This window comes from Plantimonas leprariae, assembly GCF_008802405.1.
Lineage (GTDB): Bacteria > Pseudomonadota > Alphaproteobacteria > Rhizobiales > Rhizobiaceae > Plantimonas > Plantimonas leprariae.
The window spans coordinates 298,930-319,001 of the sequence record NZ_VZDO01000002.1 but is presented as its reverse complement, the minus strand read 5'-3'; the positions used below and the strand labels follow the sequence as shown (position 1 = coordinate 319,001).

The window sequence follows — 20,072 nt, the reverse complement described above, 5'->3', positions numbered from 1 at the left end:
GAGTAAGGTCTTTGCGTTTGAACCTCGTGGTGAAGCACCTTCTGGCCGCCGGCACTTTGCTCGCCGGCACCTGGAGCGCTGCGGACGCCGAAACCCTCAACGGCGCGCTCGCTCGCGCCTACCGCAACAACCAGTCGCTCAACATCGCGCGGACGCAGCTTCGCGCCACCGATGAGAACGTCCCGCAGGCGAAGTCGGGGCTGCGCCCTTTCGTTTCGGGCGTCGGCACGCTGACCGGGCAGCAATCCTACACGGCAAGCGGCGATGGCATCGCGGACGATCACACGCGGGCCAACTCCGCGGGCTTCGGCATCCAGTTGAACCAGACGTTGTTCGACGGCTTTCAAACGCCGAACAACGTCCGTTCCGCCGAGGCGCAGGTGAAGGCGGCGCAGCAGAACCTCGCCAACACCGAACAGAACACGCTGACCGACACCGTTTCGGCCTATATGAACGTCCTGCGCGATCGGCAGATCGCGACGCTCCGCCGCCAGAACCTCGCGTTCCTTGAGGAGCAAGTTCGCGCCTCGCAGGCGCGCTTCGACGTGGGCGAGGGGACCCGGACCGACGTCGCGCAGGCCGAGTCGCAGCGCGCGCTGGCGACGGCGCTGCTGAACTCCGCCCTGTCGCAGGTCGCTTCCAGCGAAGCCACCTACTTCCAGATCATCGGCGACGCGCCGCGCGATCTCGCGCCCGGCAAGTCGCTGGGCGGCAGCATTCTCCCGGTGTCGGTCGGGCAGGCGGCGAACGTCTCGCAGCGCGAGCATCCGGCGATCCTCGCGACGCTCTACGCGGTCGATGCCGCCGCCTATCAGGTGAAGTCGCAGGAGGGGCAGGCGCTGCCCCAGCTCAGCCTGCAGGCTCAGGTCCAGAACCAGTATCAGCTGCAGGACTCCACCAACACCGGCCCCACAGGCCGGCCGAGCGTTCCTTCGGACCTGCCGGGGGTCCGCAGGACGCCGGACGTCCTGACCAGCAACGAGTTGAGCGCCACGGTCACGGCGCAGTTGACGATCCCGATCTATCAGGGCGGTCTCGTCGCCTCGCAGGTTCGGCAGGCGAAGGAAACGCTCGGGCAGCGACAGATCGAGGTCGACCAGACGCGTGATCAGGTGCGCGCGGCGGTGACGACCGCCTGGGCCGCACGCGAGGCGGCGCGCGCCAACGTCACCGGTTACGACGCGCAGGTGCGTGCGGCGCGGCTGGCGCTGAACGGCGTGATCGAGGAGCGGAACGTCGGGCAGCGCACCACGCTCGATGTCCTTAATGCGCAGGCCGACGTGATCACCGCGCAGATCCTCCTCGTCGGCGCGCAGCGCGACGAAGTGGTGACGAGCTACACGCTCGCCTCGGCGGTCGGTCGGCTCTCGGCGGATCGGCTGAAGCTCAAGGCGCCGATCTACGACGCCAACGAGCACTACAAGGCCGTGAAGAACAAGTGGAGCGGCCGCCGGACGCCTGACGGCCGCTAAGGTTTCTCGACCGCACGGTTTTCGGTGGGAAAGCGCGGTTGCGGCGGAACCGGACATCCCACGAGCGTGTCTTTCCGAATAGCTTTCGAGCCAGCGATGCCCGGGCCGGAAACGAATCGCCGGGCCGCCGATCGGGTGAATGAGATGAGCAGCGCCAGTTCCCGCAAAGAACCCTCGATGGACGAAATCCTCGCCTCGATCCGCCGGATCATCGAGAACGGCGACGAGCCGGCGGGAAAGCAGGCTCCCGTTGCCGATAAGGTCGCCGATGCCCCCTTGCGCGGAACCTCGGTGGACGCGACGCCGGCTCCGCTGCCCCGCTTCGACATCCACTACGCGTCCTTGAAGGACGAGCCCGACGATGAAGTCTCGGATGACGATCTGCGCGATCTCGAAGCGACCGACTTCGCCGAAGAACTCGTGACCGAGCCGACGTCCGACGAACTATCGGACCTGCACGACGGCGTCTCGACCACAGCAGACACGGCTCCCCGCGATCACTCGGGAGATACGTCGCACGCGCAGCAGCATGGCTACGCGGTGCCGCCGCCGGCCGGAAACGAAAACATCGTGCGGGCGGATGGCGAAGAGGATGCGGGAGGCGAGGAACGCGCGATCTCTTCCCGCGACTTCTCGTTCGAGTTCGACGACGACGACTTCGAGGCGGCGCTTCGGAGCGAGGAGACGTGGCCTGCCGCTTCGCCGCGCATTCCGGACGCCGAGCATCCCTCGCAGCCGGTTCACCGGGCGGCGAAGCCGCCGATGCCCGAATCGGTGATCGAAGGCGCATCCGCGCTGCTTTCGGCGCAGGCGGGCGATCAGGTCGCCGCCGCGTTCGACGATCTGACCCGCGCGATCCGCGACGGGCAGATGCGCTCGATGGAAGAAATGGCGCGCGAGATGATGCGCCCGATGCTGCAGGAATGGCTGGACGACAACCTGCCGCGCATCGTCGAGCGTCTCGTGCGGGACGAGATCGAGCGGATCGCGCGCGGTCCGCGCCGCTGAGGCCGTGCTTTCGTTGACAGTCCGAAAGGGTTCGGCTTAACCCGGCGCATCGAAGCCGCGCCGTGTTCGCCCGCGCGCGGCCATGCCGAGCCGGACGTCAATATGATCGAGAAGACCTACGACGCGGCGGCCATCGAGCCGCGCATCGCCGACCTTTGGGAGAAAGCGGACGCCTTCCGAGCCGGCGCCGGCGCGCGGGAAGGCGCCGAGCCCTTCTCCATCGTGATCCCGCCGCCGAACGTCACCGGGTCGCTGCATATCGGGCACGCGCTCAACAACACGCTGCAGGACATCCTGGCTCGGCACCAGCGCATGCTCGGCCGCAACGTCCTCTGGCAGCCGGGCATGGACCATGCCGGCATCGCGACGCAGATGGTTGTCGAGCGTCAGCTCATGGAGCGGCAGGAGCCAAACCGCCGCTCTATGGGCCGCGAGGCCTTCGTCGAGCGCATCTGGAAGTGGAAGGACGAGTCGGGCGGCATGATCCTCGCCCAGCTTCGCCGGCTGGGCGCGTCCTGCGACTGGTCGCGCGAGCGCTTCACGATGGACGATGGTCTTTCGAAAGCCGTTCGCAAAGTCTTTGTGGACCTTTATCGGCAAAAGCTCATCTACAAGGATAAGCGGCTCGTCAACTGGGATCCGGTGTTCCAGAGCGCGATCTCCGATCTTGAGGTCGAGCAGCGCGAGGTCGACGGGAAGATGTGGAGCTTTGCCTATCCGTTGGTCGACGGACCCGTGGACGGCATCTCCGAGATCGTCATCTCGACGACCCGGCCCGAGACCATGCTCGGCGACGGCGCGGTCGCGGTGCACCCGTCCGACGAGCGCTACCGCAATCTCGTCGGCAAGATGGTGCGCCTGCCGATCGTCGAGCGGCATATCCCGATCATCGCGGACGAGTATCCCGATCCCGAATTCGGCACCGGCGCGGTGAAGATCACCGGTGCGCACGATTTCAACGACTTCGAAGTCGCGCGTCGTCACGACATCCCGCTGATCGTCCTGATGGACGAGGAGGCGCAGATGATCGCGACGCCCGAGAACAACGTGCCCGAACGCTATCACGGCCAAGACCGCTACGCGGCGCGCGAGATGATCGTGCGCGAGATCGAGGCCGAAGGGCTGCTGCGCGGCATCGAGGAGAAGGTGATCGCCCAGCCGTTCGGCGACCGCTCGGGCGTCGTCATCGAACCGATGCTGACCGATCAATGGTGGGTCGACGCCGAGACGCTGGCGAAGCCGGCGATCACGAGCGTCCGCGAGGACCGCACGACGTTCGTGCCGCGCAACTGGGAGAAGACCTACTTCGATTGGATGGAAAACATCCGACCGTGGTGCATCTCGCGCCAGCTCTGGTGGGGGCACCAGATCCCGGCCTGGTATGGGCCGGACGGCAGCATCTTCGTCGCCGAAAGCGAGGAGCAGGCCGTCGCCGAGGCGTTGGCGCATTATGTCGGGAACGGCACGATCGACGATGCGGCGGCGCGGCGCATGGCGGAGGATCCGGCCGAGCGCGAAGGCTTCATCCGCCGCGACGAGGACGTGCTGGACACGTGGTTCTCGTCGGCGCTCTGGCCGTTCTCGACGCTCGGATGGCCGGACGAAACGCCGGAGCTTTCGACCTACTATCCGACCAGCGTGCTCGTCACCGGCTTCGACATCATCCCGTTCTGGGTCGCCCGGATGATGATGATGGGCCTCTTCTGTATGAAGGAGGAGCCGTTCGCCACCGTCTACGTCCATGCGCTCGTGCGCGACAAGCACGGCGCGAAGATGTCGAAGTCGAAGGGCAACGTCGTCGACCCGCTGAGCCTGATCGACGAGTACGGCGCGGACGCGCTGCGCTTCACCCTGGCGATCCTGGCGACGCCCGGGCGCGACGTGAAGCTCGACCCGTCGCGGATCGCCGGCTACCGCAACTTCGGCACGAAGCTCTGGAACGCGGTTCGCTTCGCTGGGATCAACGGCGCGCGCCACGGCGAGACGCTCGATCCGTCTGCGGTGTCGCTGCCGCAGAACCGCTGGCTGCTGACGGAACTCTCGCGCGCGATTCGCGAGGTCGACGCGGCGCTGGCGGCGTTCCGCTTCAACGATGCCTCCGGCGCGATCTACCGCTTCGTCTGGAACACGTTCTGCGACTGGTATGTCGAGCTGACCAAGCCGATCCATGGCGGGGACGACGAGGCAGCGAAGGCCGAGACGCGACTCGTCACCGGCTTCGCGATCGACCGGATGCTGGCGCTGCTCCACCCGTTCATGCCGTTCCTGACCGAGGAACTCTGGGCGGTGACGGCGCCGGAAGGCGGCAAGCGCGAGACGTTGCTTTGCCACGCGGCCTGGCCAGAATTCGATTTCGACGACGCGGCGGCCGCGGCGGACGTGAACTGGCTGGTCGATATCGTGTCGCAGGTCCGCTCGATCCGGACCGAGATGAACGTGCCGCCGGGCGCGGAAACCGAACTCGTCGCCGTGCAGGCCGACGACGCGACGGCGGCCAGGCTGCGCTCGCAGGAAGCGTCGCTGCGCCGGCTCGCCCGCTTCTCCGCCATCCGGCACGCCGATCATGCGCCGCGCGCCTCGGCGCAGATTGTCGTCGGTTCGCATACCTTCGCGCTGCCGCTCGAAGGCGTCATCGACATCGCGGCGGAGCAGCAGCGCCTGAACAAGGCGATCGCGAAATGCGAGTCGGAAGTCGAGCGCGGCGAACGCAAGCTTGCCAACGAGCGCTTCGTCGCCAGCGCCCCGCCGGAAGTGGTGGCGGAGGAGCGGGAGAAGGTCGCGAACTACCGCGCCGAGCACGAGAAGCTGCTCGCCGCTCGCGCTTGCCTCGCGGAGATGCGCTGAGGCTTTTTCGGAAGAAATAAGCAGGCAACAGAGTTCATACGAAGCACGAAGTTGTCGCCGCAGACCATTGTTTTGCCTGCGGCGCTCAACAGCTGCATTTTCGTTGCGTTGGTAGATTGAAGCCTTAGCGAACCGCTTCACCTACGCATTCGGCGTGGCGAGGTGACGGATCGCCGTGCGGGCGGCGACACGACCGCCGCGCTCCTACGAGTGATTCGGTTTGTGGACTTGCGGCAACACTATTGCAACACCGCATCGACTACACTTGGCGGACGGGCATCGTGCCCCCGTGCCGCCATAAAGAGCCACCACCTCTGAGGGCGCTTGCAGGGTCGCGAACTCGCCGATGCGGGGGCGTCGGCGGCCCGGCGTGCTTGAGGGGTCCATGGCTGATTCATCAGTCTTCTTTCGCGCGGGTCCGGCTCATGCCGGGCGCGGCGACGCATCTTACGAAGGGGCGCAAACGCTGCTCCCGGCGCCGGCATCGCGCGGTCGCCTGAAGTCGCTGGCGACGGTCGCTGCATTGGCAATCGCGGTGTTCTTCGGCGGCGCGGCAGACGAAGCGCTGGCGCTCGATCCGAACAGCATGCTGTCGCCGGATTCGGCTCCGTCCGACCTCTTCAATCTCGGCTTCAACGCCTACAAGCGGGGGGAGAAGACCGAGGCTGCCGAGGCGCTGCGCTACGCGGCCGAAAAGGGCCATCCCGGGGCGCGCTGGAAGCTCGGGCGCATGTATGCCGACGGCGACGGCGTGCCGAAGGACGACTACGAGGCCTTCAAGATCTTCCAGGACATCGTCGCCGACGATCAGGACGACACGTCGACCTCGCCGAACGCGGCCTACGTCGCGAGCTCGGTGACGGCGCTTGCCGACTACATGCGCACCGGCATTCCCGACACGCCCGTGCGGATCGACCTTCCGCAGGCGCGCCAGCTCTATTTCCATGCCGCTTCGGTCTTCGGCAGCGCGCAGGCGCAATTCCAGCTCGGGCGGATGCTGCTGACGGGCGAGGGCGGTCGCGCCAACCCGCGGCAGGCGGCGCGCTGGCTGAACCTCGCCGCCGAGAAGGGCAACGTCCAGGCGCAGGCGCTGCTCGGCCATCTCCTGTTCGACGGGGAGCAGATCGCCATCGACCCCGAGCCGGCGCGCGGGCTGGCGCTCCTGACCATGGCGCTGCGCAAGGCGCCGGCGTCCGATCGGGAATGGATCCGGCCGATGCAGGAGGAGGCGTTCTCGCTGGCTTCCGAGGGCGATCGGCGGACGGCGCTCGCGCTCGTCGCGTCGCAGGCCGTGCCGATCGCACGGAACTGACCGCTATCTGAAGCCGAGTTCGACCACGACCGGTACGTGGTCGGAGGGCTTCTCCCAGCCGCGGACATGGGCATCGATCGCGGCCGAATCGAACAGCGTCGCCGCTTCCGGCGACAACAGCATGTGGTCGATGCGAAGGCCGTTGTTCTTCCGCCACGCGCCGTCCTGATAGTCCCAGAACGTGTAGACCTCCGGCGCGGCCGTCGCTGCGCGAACGGCGTCCGTCAGGCCCAGCGTGACGAGCCGACGCCAGGCGGCGCGGCTTTCCGGCTGGAACAGCGCGTCACCGAGCATCACGTCCGGCCGCTTCGCGTCCTGCGCTTCCGGCAGGACGTTGTAGTCGCCCGCCAGCACGAACGGCACCTCAGCCGCCAAAAGCTTGCGGGCATGCCTTTCGAGGCGCGCCATCCAGCGGAGCTTGTAGTCGAACTTCTCGGTGCCGATCGGATTGCCGTTCGGCAGATAGAGCGAGACGAAGCGCAGGGTGCTTCCACCGACGTCCCAGACACCTTCGATGTATCGCGCCTGCTCGTCGGTCGTGTCGCCGGGCAGGCCGCGCGAGACGGATTTCGGCGGCGTCTTCGACAGGAGGGCGACGCCGTTGAAACCCTTCTGCCCGTGCAGTTCGACGTGATAGCCGAGCTTCTCCACCGCGGCGCGCGGGAAAGCCTCGTCGACCGACTTCGTTTCCTGCAGGCCAACGATGTCCGGCTGCCGTTCCTCCAACCAGGCGAGCAGCGTTTCGAGGCGTGCCTTGACGCCGGCGAGGTTCCAGGTGGCGACGAGCACGCGCGGACGGACGGCGGCTAGATCGAGAAGCTGGTGCCGCAGCCGCAGGACGCGACGGCGTTCGGGTTCCGGATCTGGAAGGACTGACCCATCAGGTCGTCGACGAAGTCGATCACCGCGCCTTCCATGTAGGGCAGCGACATCGGGTCGATGAGCACGGTCGCACCGTCCTTCTCGATGACGAGGTCGTCGGGCTCGCGCGCCGCGGTCAGATCGTACTTGTAGGAGAAGCCGGAGCAGCCGCCGCCCTCGACGGAGACGCGGAGGGCGTCTCCGTCCCCGCCGCCTTTGGCGACGATGGTGGCGATGCGCCGGGCGGCGCTGTCGGATACGGTGATCGGGGTGGATTCGCTCATGCGAGTCGACGGTGCGGCATCGGGTTCGCCGGTGCCGTCCTCTCCTTTGGCGCTTGCTTCGCCTTAAGTATGCATGGCCGAAATACCCGTCAATCGCGACGCGGCTCTCCAGCGAGGAACGAGTTTGGCAGGCGCGGACGCATCCGGATACGCGATCGGCTTCGGCGGCGGCGAGCGGGCGCCCTACGCCGTCCATCCGGCCGACAGCCGCGGCCGGCTGTTTCCAGAGCCGCCGAGCGCGACCCGGACGCCGTTCCAGCGCGACCGCGACCGGATCGTCCACTCGGCCGCTTTCCGTCGCCTGAAGCACAAGACGCAGGTGTTCCTAGCGCACGACGAGAGCGACCACTATCGCACGCGTCTTACGCACACGATTGAGGTGTCGCAGATCGCCCGGGCCTTCGCGCGCGCCTTTCGGCTGGACGAGGACCTGACCGAGGCGGTGGCGCTCGTCCACGACTTCGGCCACACGCCGTTCGGTCATGCGGGTGAGCGGGCGCTCGATGCGAAAATGCGGGGCTTCGGCGGCTTCGACCACAATGCGCAGGCGCTTCGCGTCGTCACCGCGCTGGAACAGCGCTACGCCGAGTTCGACGGCCTGAACCTCGCCTGGGAAACGCTGGAAGGGCTGGTGAAGCACAACGGGCCGCTTGCCGGGCCGCACGCCACCTGCCCGGAAGTGCCGCGGCCGGTGCTCGACTTCGACCGCCTTTATCCACTCGATCTCGACCGCTTCGCCAGCCTCGAAGCGCAGGCCGCCGCGATCTCCGACGACATCGCCTACAACACCCACGACATGGACGATGCGCTGCGCGCCGGGATGATCGAGGTGGACGACCTGCGCGGCCTCGCGCTCGCCGGCGACATCCTGCGCGAGGTCGAAGGGCTTTATCCGAACCTCGAACGCTCGCGGCTGATCCACGAGGTCATGCGTCGCCATATCACGCGCATGGTGGAGGACGTGATCGCGACGACGCTCGCCAACATCGCCGAGCTGCGACCCGGCCACGCCGATGCGGTCCGTGGGGCAGGGCAGACGATGGTCGCCTTCTCGCCGGCGATGCGGGCGATGGAGGCTGAGACCAAGCGCTTCCTGTTCGCGCGGGTCTATCGCACTGACCGGCTGATGGAGATGAGCCGGAAGGCGGAGGCGATCGTTGCCGACCTCTTCAACCGTTACGTCGCGGAGCCGCGCGAGATGCGGAACGAGTGGAGCGAGGCGATGGATCTCGCCGCGCCCGAGAAGCGGGCCCGGCGCGTCGCCGACTATCTGGCGGGAATGACGGACTCCTACGCCATCGCCGAGCACCGGCGCCTGTTTGACGCGACTCCGGATTTGCGTTAGGCGCGCCCGTCACCCGCCGCGGCGCTGGAAGCGGCCGTGGCCGCGCCCGTTTCGCGCATCCCGGCCGCCGTCAGGACATTCATGAACGTCTTCTCCGATTTCGAGGCGCGCGTCCGCGAAGCCGTTTCCAAGGCGATCGGTCCCGAGGCTGCGGGTAGTCTGGACCTCTCGCGCGTCGCGGTCGAGCCGCCGCGTGATCCGAGCCACGGCGATCTCGCGACGAATGCGGCGATGGTGCTGGCGAAGCCGCTCGGCGCGAAGCCGCGCGAACTCGGCGAGGCGATCGCGGACGCCCTGCGCTCCGATCCCGACGTGATGGAGGCGAGCGTCGCCGGTCCCGGTTTCATCAACCTGCGCCTGACGCCCATCTACTGGACCGGTCTCCTGGCGAACGTGCTGACGAAGGGCGAGGACTACGGCCGGGGCGAGCCGACCGGCCGGCGCGTCAACGTCGAATACGTCTCGGCGAACCCGACCGGCCCGATGCATGTCGGGCACTGCCGGGGCGCGGTGGTGGGCGACACGCTCGCCAACCTCGTCGCCTTCTCCGGCGACGAGGTGGTGAAGGAGTACTACATCAACGACGCCGGCGAGCAGGTGAACGTGCTCGCCCGCTCGGTCTTCCTCCGCTACCGCGAGGCGTTGGGCCAGACGGTCGGCGAGATTCCGGCCGGCCTCTATCCCGGCGATTACCTGAAGCCGGTGGGAGCGTCCCTTGCGATCCTGCGCAAGGACTCGCTCCTCGCGATGGACGAGGCCGAGTGGCTGCCGATCGTGCGCGACCACGCCATCGCCGCGATGATGCTGATGATCCGCGACGACCTGAAGCTGCTCGGGATCGAGCACGAGGTCTTCTTCTCCGAGCGGACCCTCCACGCCGACAACGGCGGCCGGATCGGCGACGCGATCGACGGCCTCAGAAGCCGGAACCTCGTCTACCAAGGCTCGTTGCCGCCGCCGAAGGGGCAGGTGCCGGAAGACTGGGAGGACCGCGAGCAGACGTTGTTCCGCTCGACCGAGTTCGGCGACGACATCGACCGGCCGCTGGTGAAATCGAGCGGCGCCTACACCTACTTCGCCGCCGACGTCGCCTACTTCAAGGACAAGTTCGACCGCGGCTTCACCGAGATGGTCTACGTGCTCGGCGCCGACCACGGCGGCTACGTGAAGCGGATGGAAGCGGTGGCGGCGGCGGTGTCCGGCGGAACGGCCGAGGCCGACGTTCTGCTTTGCCAGCTCGTCAAATTGTTCCGCGATGGCGAGCCCGTGAAGATGTCGAAGCGCTCCGGCGACTTCGTCACGCTTGCGGAAGTGGTGGAGGAGGTCGGGCGCGATCCGGTTCGCTTCATGATGCTGTACCGGAAGAGCGACGCGCCGCTCGACTTCGACTTCCAGAAGGTGACGGAGCAGTCGAAGGACAATCCGGTCTTCTACGTGCAGTACGCGCATGCCCGCGCTGCCTCCGTCGTGCGGCAGGCGGTGGCGGGGGGCGTAGAGGTTCCCTCCGACGCCGAGCTCGGCGATCCCGGCCGGCTGGAGGCGCTGACGGACGAGGGCGAACTCGGCCTCATCCGCAAGCTCGGCGAATATCCGCGACTGGTCGCGGCCGCGGCGGCGGCGAAGGAGCCACACCGCCTGGCCTTCTACCTTTACGACCTGGCTCAGCTTTTTCACGCCCAATACAATCGCGGCCGCGATGTGCCGGACTTACGCTTTGTTAACCTTGACGATACAAGAATGACCCTAGCCAGACTTGGCCTCGTGAGGGGTGTCGCGCTGGTCGTTGCTTCCGGTCTCAAGTTGATCGGGGCGGCCGCGCCGGAAGAGATGCGCTGATCGAACACGCTTTGGTCAACATCGCCGGCTAACGACTTCGATGCCCGCTTCGGCGCTCGGGTTCGAGCTTGCCGCGCGGGTGGGGCAGTGCGAGGGCTTGATGGGTAACGTGAACAGCCAGACCCGCGGCTTGACCGTCGCGAGGAGCGGTGCGCCCGTCGAGGACGATCCCTTCGCCGAACTGGCCGACATCTTCGAATCCGAATTGCGGTTCGATCCGCGTTTCGCCGACGAGCCCGCGCCTGCTCGGGCCGCGCCCGCCGGTCGTCAGCCGGACGGCATGGACCGCGAGTTCGAAGCGGCGTTCGAGCACGATCTGGCGGCCGCGAGGAGCGCACGCCCAGCGACGATGCCCAGCTACGAGACCCGCTACAACGGCCGCGCCACGGCGAAGGCCGCCGGCCGCGCTGAGCCAGCGAAAGCTTCGCAGGGCCGCCCGACCCACCTGACGGACGAGGAGATCGACGACGAACTCGACGCCGTCCTGCGCAATCTCAGCGCCCCGGCGCGGCCACGCGGCCGGATCGTCGTCGAAACGCAATCCTTCGCGCCCGAGCGGCCGGAGGAGGAGCGTCTGCCCTCGCCGCCGCAGGCCGACATGGACGAGTTCGAGGAACTGATCCGCAGCGAGCTCGCGGTGATCCGCCCGGCCGCGGCGGCCTCGCAGCGCCGGCCGGAGCGGCTCGCCGAAGCGCCGCAGCCGGAGTCCTATATCGCCGACGATTACGCGGCGGACGACGACTATTGCTCCGCCGCGCCGCGCGGCGGCTTCATGAAGAAGGCGCTCGTCACCGGCGTCAGCGCTGCCGCGCTCGTGCTGGTGGCCGGCCTCGGCTTCAGCATGTGGAAGGGCGGCTCGGTCGTGCCGGGAGTCGGCGACGAGCCGCTGCTGATCAAGGCGGACGCCGAGCCGTACAAGGTCGCGCCGAAAGACCCGGGCGGGCGCGCCTATCCGAACCAGAACAAGGCCGTCTACGACCGCGTCGCCGCGCCCGGCAAGACCGTGGACGAGACGCCGACGCAGCATGCGCTGCTGAAGACCGCCGAAGAGCCGATGGATCTGCCGAAGGAAGAGGAGCGGAGCTACGACGATCTTCCCGGCGTCGAGATCGGCGACACGACGGCCGAGGACGAGGGCAAGGACGAAACCCGCGTGACCGCCGCGACCGAGACGGCGGAGGCCTCCGGCGAACCGGTGCTGCAGCCCCGCAAGGTCCGCACCCTTTCGGTCGGCGCCGACGGCAGGCTGATCCAGGCGGATGCCGCACCGGCAGCGAAGCCCGCTGCGCCCGTCCACGCTGCCGCCACCAAGTCCGCGGCCGAGCCGCAGGCCGCCGACCCGATCCAAGTGGCGGCCGTCGCTCCGATCCGGCCCGCGGCGCCAATGGTTTCCGAGCCCGCGGCGGAACCCGCCGCCGTTGCGGCTCCCATGCCGGTCGGCGCGTTCTTCGTGCAGGTTTCTTCCCAGCCGTCGGAAGCGGCGGCGCAGCAGTCGATGCGCTCCTTCGGCAGCAAGTACGGCTCCGTCGTCGGCGGCCGGCAGGTCGGTATCCAGTCGGCCGAAGTCGCCGGCAAGGGAACCTACTGGCGCGTCCGCGTCGCGGCGAATACGAAGGAGGAGGCGTCCGGCCTCTGCTCGAAGCTGAAGAGCGCCGGCGCAAGCTGCTTCGTGACGCGCTGATCCGGTCGTGAGCGAACAGAAGGCCTGGATCGCCGGCTGCGCCGGCAAGCGTCTCAGCCCCGACGAGAAGGCGTTCTACGCCGACGAGCGCCCCTGGGGCTTCATCCTTTTCGGCCGCAATGTCGGCGAGGCGGCGGAACTGCGCGACCTCGTCGCCGAACTGCGCGAGGCCGGCGGCCGCGAGACGACGCCGATCCTCGTCGACCAGGAAGGCGGCCGGGTCCAGCGCCTGCGCCCGCCGCTCGCCCCGCGCTACCCGGCTTCGGCGCGACTCGGCGAACTGCACGATAGCGATCCGGAGGCAGCCGAGCGCGCCGCGTGGCTGACGGGGCGGCTGTTCGCCTTCGACCTCGCCGCCTATGGCTTCACCGTCGATTGCCTGCCCTGCCTCGACGTGCCGGTCGCGGGCGCGAACTCGGTGATCGGCGACCGCGCCTACTCCTCCTCGCCCGAGGTCGTGGCGAAGCTCGGCCGCGCCGCCGCCGCCGGCCTCGCGGCGGGCGGTCTCCTGCCGGTGATGAAGCACATGCCCGGCCACGGCCGCGGCAATGCCGACAGCCATCTCTCGCTGCCCGTCGTTGAGGCGTCCTGCGCCGAGCTAGAGGCCAGCGACTTCCAGCCGTTCCGGGCGCTGGCGGACCTGCCGGCCGCGATGACCGCGCACATCTTGTTCCGCGACATCGATCCGGATCAGCCGACGACGCTCTCGCCGATCGTGATCGCCGATGTCATCCGGGGGCGTCTCGGTTTCGGCGGCCTGCTCCTCACCGACGACATGTCGATGAAGGCGTTGCAGGGCGAGATGCGCGATCTCGGACGGCGCGCCATCGAAGCCGGCTGCGACATCGCGCTTCACTGCAACGGCGACATGGCCGAGATGCGGGCGGTGGCGGCGGGCGTGCCGGAACTCGTAGGCGTTTCCGCGATGCGGGCGCTGGCGGCCGAGGCCTACGGGCCGACGCATCTGCAGCCGGCCGACGAGCGGACGCTGCGGGCGGAGTACGAGGCGATCATGGGGCCACCGGTCGCCTGAGCGGGCGCGGCGCCGTATCCACCTTCCGCCACGATCGCGGCTTAGACGAAGCTGATCGCGACCCCGTGCGGCTGTTCGCCCCAAATCTCTGAACATCCTCAGGGTTCGACGCTTTCGCCCCGAGGATGGATTTGAACAATCGCGCGAGGAAGCTTAGGTTCGTCGGCACATCGCCGCGCGGAAGCCTTCGACGGATTCGTCCGGGACGGCTGCGACCGGCGCGGTTCGGAACGGGCAGTCCTGCCGCCCGGCGGCAAAGGGAGAATGGTTGTGGGTAGCTTAAGCATCTGGCACTGGCTCATCGTGCTCGCCGTCGTGCTGCTTCTGTTCGGCCGCGGCAAGATTCCCGAGCTGATGGGCGACGTCGCCAAGGGTATCAAGAACTTCAAGAAGGGCATGTCGGACGAGGACGCGCCGGTGGCGCAGGAGCGCCGCTCGCTGGACCATCGCGAAGGCGACGCCGTCCGCCGCGATCCGCAGGCCGAGAAGACCACGATCTGACGACTCTCGCAGCGGCGAAGCCGGCGCGGCCAAGCGTCGGCTCGCCGGTGCATTGCCGGCGGCGCTCGCGTGCGCTGGTCATCGTTTCCCCGGAAGTTGTCGATGTTCGAAGTCGGTTGGTCTGAACTTCTCGTGATCGGCGTCGTGCTGATCGTGGTGGTCGGTCCGAAGGATCTGCCGCGCATGCTCCGAACGTTCGGCAAGGCGACGTCGCAGATGCGACGCATGGCCGGCGACTTCCGCCGCCAGTTCGACGAGGCAATCCGCGAGGCCGAGCTCGACGAGGTTCGCGATACCGTGCGCGACATCAGCCGCATCGATCCGCGCAGCCACGTCCGCGACGCCTTGAACCCGATCCGGGCCGTCGGCGACGAAATCCGTTCCTCGCTGCGCACGGCGACGAAGGCGCCGGACCCCCGACCCTCCGTTGTCGGCGACGATGAGATGCGGCCGGTGACGCCCGAAGCGTCCGCCACCGGGACGCCGGAAGCGCCGGCGGACGTGGACAAGCCGATACCCGTGCCGCAGGCCTCGCCGCCGGAGGAGGCCGCCACCCGCGAGTCCGCCGTCGCCGACGAGGCCCGTCGCTGATGCGAGCAGGCCAGGACGACATCGACGCATCCTCGGCGCCGCTGATGGACCATCTGATCGAGCTGCGCCGGCGGTTGATCTGGTCGTTGCTGGCGTTCTTCGGCGCCTTCGTGCTCTGCTACATCTTCTCGGCGCACATCTTCGACATCCTGGCGCAGCCCTATCTCCGCGCGGCGCGCTGGCGGCATCTCGACATGGGTCCGGCCGGCTTCAACTACACGAGCCCGCTCGGCGCGTTCTCCACCTACCTGCAGATCGCCGCCTTCGGCGGCATGTTCCTGTCGTTCCCGGTGGCGGCGACGCAACTCTACAAGTTCGTCGCGCCCGGGCTCTACAAGAACGAGCGCAGCGCCTTCCTGCCGTTCCTGATCGCTTCGCCGGTGCTGTTCTTCCTCGGCGCGCTGCTCGTCTATTTCGTCGCCATGCCGATGCTGATGTGGTTTTCGCTCGGCTTCGTGCGCGTCGCGGCCTCGCCCGATGAGGTGTCGGTCAACTTCCTGAACGTGATGACCGAGTATCTCTCGACGATCATGGCGCTGATCCTGGCCTTCGGCCTCGTGTTCCAGATGCCGGTCGTGACCTCGCTGATGGTGCGTGCCGGGATGATCACCTCGGACAGCCTGAAGGGCAAGCGCAAGTGGGCGATCGTGCTCGCCTTCGTCGTAGCGGCGGTGCTGACGCCGCCCGACCCGACGTCCCAGATCGCCCTTGCGGTGCCGGGCGTCCTTCTCTACGAGGTTTCGATCATCGCGGCGCGGATGATCGAACGCAAACGGGCCGAGGAACCGGGCGACAGCGAGGCTGCGAGCGACCGCTGAGCGGGGTCCTCTGTCAGCCTTTCCGGTTCTTCGGAAACGGGAAGGTTGATGCTCGATATCAAGTGGATACGGGAAAATCCTGAAGCGCTCGACGAAGCGCTGAGCCGGCGCGGGGCGGCGCTTGCGTCCGCCGAGATCGTGCGGCTCGACGAGGAGCGGCGCGACCACCTTCGTCGCCTGCAGGACTTGCAGAACCGCCGCAACGAGGCGTCGAAGGAAATCGGCAAGGCGAAGGCATCGGGCGATGCGGCCCGGGCCGAAGCGGTGATCGCCGAGGTCGCCGAGATCAAACACGCGATCCAGGACGGCGAGGAGACCGAGCGCCGTATCGAGGCAGCGATCACCGACGTTCTCGCGCGCATTCCGAACACGCCGCTGGACGACGTGCCGGTCGGCGCGGACGAGGCGGCGAATGTCGAGATCCGTCGGGAAGGCGGCCTTCCCAATTTCGCCTTCGATCCGAAAGAGCACTTCGAGATCGGCGAAGCACTCGGCCTGATGGACTTCGAGCAGGCGGGTCGGATCGCCGGCTCGCGCTTCACGGTGCTGAAGGGCGGCCTCGCCCGGCTGGAACGGGCGCTCGGGCAGTTCATGCTGGACCTCCACACGGTCGAGCACGGCTACGAGGAAGTGGTGCCGCCGCTGCTCGTCCGCGACGAAGCGATGTTCGGCACCGGGCAACTGCCGAAGTTCAGCGAAGACCTGTTCCACACGACGGACGGTCGCTGGCTGGTGCCGACCGCCGAGGTGCCGCTGACCAACCTTGTGCGCGAGACCACGCTGGATGCGGCGCGACTGCCGCTCCGCTATACGGCACTGACGCCGTCCTTCCGCTCGGAAGCCGGCTCGGCCGGGCGCGACACGCGCGGCATGCTGCGCCAGCACCAGTTCTACAAGGTCGAACTGGTCTCGATCACCGCGCCGGAAGCTTCCGCCGATGAGCACGAGCGAATGACGCGCTGTGCGGAGGAAGTGCTGAAGCGGCTGAAGCTGCCGTTCCGTACGATGGTGCTTTCCACTGGCGACATGGGCTTCGGGGCGCGCAAGACCTACGACCTCGAAGTCTGGCTGCCCGGGCAGAACGCGTATCGCGAGATTTCGAGCTGCTCGAACTGCGGCGACTTCCAGGCCCGCCGCATGGCCGCGCGCTACAAGGTCGCCGGCGAGAAGCAGACGCGCTTCGTCCACACGCTGAACGGCTCGGGCGTCGCCATCGGCCGCTGCTTGATCGCCGTCCTGGAGAACTACCAGAACGAGGACGGCACGGTGACGGTGCCCGAAGCGCTGCGGCCCTACATGGGCGGCATCGAGATCGTCGGGAAGGCGGCCTGAACCGTTGCGGATCCTCATCACCAACGACGACGGCATCCATGCGGAAGGGCTGGCGGTTCTGGAGCGCGTCGCGCGGGCGCTGTCCGACGACGTCTGGATCGTCGCGCCGGAAACCGACCAGAGCGGCTTGTCGCATTCGCTGACGCTCTACCATCCGCTGCGCCTGCGCAAGCTGGACGAGACGCGCTTCGCACTCAGCGGCACGCCGACGGACTGCGTGATCATGGGCGTCCGGCACCTGATGCCGGAACCGCCGGATCTCGTGCTCTCCGGCATCAATGCCGGCCAGAACGTCTGCGACGACGTCACCTATTCGGGCACGGTCGCCGGCGCGATCGAGGGCACGATGCTGGGTTTCCGGTCGATCGCGCTGAGCCAAGCGCACACGCCGGACACCGACCGCGAGGCGCTCTGGGAGACTGCCGAGCGCCATGCTGCGCCGATCATCGAGAAGCTGATGGCGGCGGACTACCGGCCGGGCGTCTTCTTCAACGTCAATTTTCCGGCAGTCCGGCCGGACGAGGTGGAGGGTGTCGAGGTCACGCGGCAAGGCAAGCTCGAATACAACCTCGACCTCGAACAGCGGAAGGACGGCCGCGGCTTTCCGTATTTCTGGCTGAAGTTCGGGCGGCAGGTGGGCGCCGAGATGGAGAATTCCGACATCGGCGCGCTCGCCGCCGGGCGCATCTCGGTGACGCCGATGAAGCTCGACTTCACCGAGCACGTGCTCCGCGAGGAGTTGCGCGACTTCTTCCGGTCATGATGCAGGGTGTCTTGCCGAACATGAGCGAACGGGACCGCGAGGAGATCGCGGCCTTCCTGCTCCGGCTGCGCTCCGCCCGGTTCGCCGACCAGCGCCTGCAGCAGGCGGTGGAGGCGGTGCCGCGGCGCCAGTTCGTGCGCGGCAACATCGTCGAACCCTATGCGGATTCGTCGTTCCCGATCGACTGCGGCGAGACCATGCCGAGCGCGATGGCGGCCGTCGCGCTCGTCGCCGACCTTCGCGTCGAGCCGACGAGCCGCGTCTTGGAGATCGGTACGGGTAGCGGCTACGTCACCGCGCTGCTCGCGAAGCTCGCTGGCCGGGTGACGACGCTGGAACGCTACCGGACGCTGATCGACGCCGCCGAGGAGCGGCTGAAGACCTGCGGCGTGCCCGGCGCGCAGTTCGTCCAGGAGGATGGGCGGGAAGGGTGGCGCGACGCCGCCCCCTACGATCGCATCATCCTGCACGCCTCGATGGAGACGATGCCGCGCGTCTTCCTCGATCAGCTCGCGCAGCACGGCCAGATCATCGCCGCGCTCGGACCGGGGCAGGGTCAGCAGACGCTGGTGCGGCTGCAGAAGGTGGGAAGCCGGCTCGAACGCGAGGATCTGCGCCCGGTCCGTTACCAGCCGCTCGCGCAGGGGATCGCTCGCAAGCTTTAGCGATTCAACAAGCCTAACGAATTTTATCGAGTGACCTCTTGCAGTTAACCGGGAAGTAACCCTGCGGGGTTTGAATGTTCCCGAAACCAGAATTGCACGGGGACATCGATGCGTAGTGAGGTGCTGAAGACCGGACGGCTGCGTTTTGCCCGAACGGTCGCGCTCGTCGCGCTCACCGCCCTCGGTGCGGGCTGCAGCGCGGACGCCACTCGGTTCGACAGCTTCTATACCGGCGCGGTGCCGCAGCCGCAGCGTCCGGTGCCGCAGGGCGGGATCGACCAGACGAGCACCGGTTCGGTTGGCCAGAACGCCCGCCAGCCGCTCTACGACGGCTCGTCGGGGTCGTTGCCGCCGGCTTCGCAGGACTACGGCCAAAACTATCCGCAGGGCGGGAACCAGGGCGGTTCGATCCAGCGCGCCACGCTCGCGCCGCCGTCCGCGCCGTCCGCCGTCACTGCCTCCGCCGCGCAGCCGCGCCCCTATACGCCGCCGGCAGCCGCGATGGAGCAACCCGCGCCCGTCCGCGCCGCGTCGGCTGCGCCGGCCAAGGCGGGCTGGAGCGCGAGCGGCAACACCGTGACGCTACGCGAGGGCGAGACGCTCGATACGATCTCGAACCGCTACGGCGTGCCGGTGAAGGCACTGATGTCGGCGAACGGCCTAACCAGCGCCTCTGACGCCGTCGCCGGCCGACAGATCGCCATCCCGACCTATTCCTACGGCGAGCGGCCGGCAGCGAGAGCCGTCGCCGATGCCGGTGGCGCGCAGCAGCTCGGCGCGCCGCCGCAGACGTTGCGTGCGCCCTCCGCTTCGCGAAGCGTTGCCGCCGCGACGCCCGGCCACGTGATCGTCGAGAGCGGCGATTCACTGATGGGCATCGCGCGCCGCTCGGGCGTCACGGTCGCCGAACTGAAAGCCGCAAACGGCATGACCGGCGACTCCGTCCGCATCGGCCAGAAGCTGACGCTGCCGGGCGGCGCGATGGAGCCGAAGCGCGTCGCCTCGCTCGATCCGCGGGAAGGCATGGCGTCGAAGCCTGCGGTGAAGCCGGCCGCCAAGGCCGTCGCCGAGACGGCCGAGAAGCAGCCGAAGCCGTATCAGGCGCCGGCGGTTCAGAAGCCGGCCGAGGAGAAGGCCGCCGCGAAGGCGCCGGCGACCGAAACCAAGCCCGCCGCCCAGCCGAAGGTCGTGGCCTCCGCCGCGTCGGCCAAGGAGGAGACCGTGGCCGCGGCTCCGGTGAAGGAGGCTGCGCCGGCAACGACCATCGCCGACGAGGAGACGAAGGAAGCGGCCGCCGCGCCGTCCTCCACGGGCATCGACCAGTTCCGCTGGCCGGTGCAGGGCCGGGTGCTGAAGCGCTTCGGCGACAAGGATGGCACGCGCCGCAACGACGGCCTCGACATCTCAGTGCCGCGTGGCACGCCGGTGAAGGCCGCCGAGAACGGCGTCGTGATCTATGCCGGCGACGGCCTGAAGGAGTTCGGCAACACCGTGCTCGTGCGGCACGACAACGGCCTCGTCACCGTCTACGGCCATGCCGACGACCTGAAGGTGAAGCGCGGCGAGACCGTGAAGCGCGGTCAGGAGATCGCGACGGCCGGCATGTCGGGCGACGCGCAGGCTCCGATGCTGCACTTCGAGGTCCGCAAGAACTCCGCGCCCGTCGATCCCGGCAAGTACCTCCAGTAGGCCGGTCCGGAGCGCGACGAGGCCCGCCGCCCGACCG

The 20,072-nt window shown here is 68.1% G+C and carries 17 protein-coding genes; 15 read left to right on the top strand and 2 right to left on the bottom strand.

Going from position 1 to position 20,072, the window contains the following annotated elements; translation table 11 throughout:
* The first annotated feature begins 17 nt into the window (after positions 1–17).
* The 4 genes from F6X38_RS04085 (at position 18) to F6X38_RS04070 (ending at position 6,636) form a co-directional block, all read left to right on the top strand.
* Complete coding sequence (locus F6X38_RS04085; RefSeq protein WP_161992621.1) at positions 18–1,472, top strand: TolC family outer membrane protein; 1,455 nt, start codon at positions 18–20, stop codon at positions 1,470–1,472.
* A 177-nt stretch (positions 1,473–1,649) separates the two neighbouring features.
* Positions 1,650–2,480, top strand: a complete 831-nt coding sequence (locus tag F6X38_RS04080; protein ID WP_161992608.1) for a PopZ family protein — start codon at positions 1,650–1,652, stop codon at positions 2,478–2,480.
* Between the two features lie 102 nt (positions 2,481–2,582).
* Positions 2,583–5,324, top strand: coding sequence for a valine--tRNA ligase (locus F6X38_RS04075; protein WP_150968253.1), 2,742 nt, complete (start codon positions 2,583–2,585; stop codon positions 5,322–5,324).
* 385 nt (positions 5,325–5,709) lie between these two features.
* Positions 5,710–6,636 carry a tetratricopeptide repeat protein gene (locus tag F6X38_RS04070; protein ID WP_150968252.1) on the top strand — a complete coding sequence of 309 codons (927 nt, stop codon included), beginning with the start codon at positions 5,710–5,712 and terminating at the stop codon, positions 6,634–6,636.
* Positions 6,637–6,639: 3 nt separating this feature from the next.
* Here F6X38_RS04070 and xth read toward each other — a convergent pair whose 3' ends face one another.
* Together xth and erpA are read right to left on the bottom strand one after the other, a co-directional pair.
* Positions 6,640–7,425: an exodeoxyribonuclease III gene (xth, locus tag F6X38_RS04065; protein ID WP_150968251.1), complete on the bottom strand. Its 786-nt coding sequence runs from the start codon at positions 7,423–7,425 to the stop codon at positions 6,640–6,642.
* Between the two features lie 17 nt (positions 7,426–7,442).
* On the bottom strand, positions 7,443–7,781 hold the full coding sequence (gene erpA, locus F6X38_RS04060) for an iron-sulfur cluster insertion protein ErpA (RefSeq protein WP_150968250.1): 339 nt from the start codon (positions 7,779–7,781) through the stop codon (positions 7,443–7,445).
* A gap of 124 nt (positions 7,782–7,905) precedes the next feature.
* Between erpA and F6X38_RS04055 the strand changes: the two genes are divergently transcribed.
* From F6X38_RS04055 to F6X38_RS04005, 11 genes are all read left to right on the top strand, one after another.
* On the top strand, positions 7,906–9,126 hold the full coding sequence (locus tag F6X38_RS04055; RefSeq protein ID WP_425482816.1) for a deoxyguanosinetriphosphate triphosphohydrolase: 1,221 nt from the start codon (positions 7,906–7,908) through the stop codon (positions 9,124–9,126).
* A gap of 81 nt (positions 9,127–9,207) precedes the next feature.
* Positions 9,208–10,962 carry an arginine--tRNA ligase gene (gene argS / locus F6X38_RS04050; RefSeq protein WP_150968374.1) on the top strand — a complete coding sequence of 585 codons (1,755 nt, stop codon included), beginning with the start codon at positions 9,208–9,210 and terminating at the stop codon, positions 10,960–10,962.
* A gap of 100 nt (positions 10,963–11,062) precedes the next feature.
* Positions 11,063–12,643 (top strand): SPOR domain-containing protein, encoded by a 1,581-nt coding sequence (locus F6X38_RS04045; RefSeq protein WP_150968248.1) that lies wholly within the window; start codon positions 11,063–11,065, stop codon positions 12,641–12,643.
* A 7-nt stretch (positions 12,644–12,650) separates the two neighbouring features.
* The gene (nagZ, locus tag F6X38_RS04040; RefSeq protein ID WP_150968247.1) at positions 12,651–13,676 is read left to right on the top strand and encodes a beta-N-acetylhexosaminidase; all 1,026 of its coding nucleotides are present in this window, start codon (positions 12,651–12,653) and stop codon (positions 13,674–13,676) included.
* Positions 13,677–13,946: 270 nt separating this feature from the next.
* Positions 13,947–14,177, top strand: coding sequence for a twin-arginine translocase TatA/TatE family subunit (locus F6X38_RS04035; RefSeq protein ID WP_150968246.1), 231 nt, complete (start codon positions 13,947–13,949; stop codon positions 14,175–14,177).
* A 102-nt stretch (positions 14,178–14,279) separates the two neighbouring features.
* The gene (tatB, locus tag F6X38_RS04030) at positions 14,280–14,768 is read left to right on the top strand and encodes a Sec-independent protein translocase protein TatB (protein ID WP_150968245.1); all 489 of its coding nucleotides are present in this window, start codon (positions 14,280–14,282) and stop codon (positions 14,766–14,768) included.
* Positions 14,768–15,586 carry a twin-arginine translocase subunit TatC gene (gene tatC, locus F6X38_RS04025; protein ID WP_150968244.1) on the top strand — a complete coding sequence of 273 codons (819 nt, stop codon included), beginning with the start codon at positions 14,768–14,770 and terminating at the stop codon, positions 15,584–15,586. The genes tatB and tatC overlap by 1 nt, the downstream gene beginning before the upstream one ends.
* A gap of 48 nt (positions 15,587–15,634) precedes the next feature.
* Complete coding sequence (serS, locus tag F6X38_RS04020; RefSeq protein WP_150968243.1) at positions 15,635–16,918, top strand: serine--tRNA ligase; 1,284 nt, start codon at positions 15,635–15,637, stop codon at positions 16,916–16,918.
* Positions 16,919–16,922: 4 nt separating this feature from the next.
* Positions 16,923–17,681, top strand: coding sequence for a 5'/3'-nucleotidase SurE (gene surE / locus F6X38_RS04015; RefSeq protein WP_150968242.1), 759 nt, complete (start codon positions 16,923–16,925; stop codon positions 17,679–17,681).
* Positions 17,682–17,701: 20 nt separating this feature from the next.
* The gene (locus tag F6X38_RS04010; protein WP_161992607.1) at positions 17,702–18,346 is read left to right on the top strand and encodes a protein-L-isoaspartate(D-aspartate) O-methyltransferase; all 645 of its coding nucleotides are present in this window, start codon (positions 17,702–17,704) and stop codon (positions 18,344–18,346) included.
* 108 nt (positions 18,347–18,454) lie between these two features.
* The gene (locus F6X38_RS04005; protein ID WP_150968240.1) at positions 18,455–20,035 is read left to right on the top strand and encodes a peptidoglycan DD-metalloendopeptidase family protein; all 1,581 of its coding nucleotides are present in this window, start codon (positions 18,455–18,457) and stop codon (positions 20,033–20,035) included.
* The last annotated feature ends 37 nt before the right edge of the window (positions 20,036–20,072 follow it).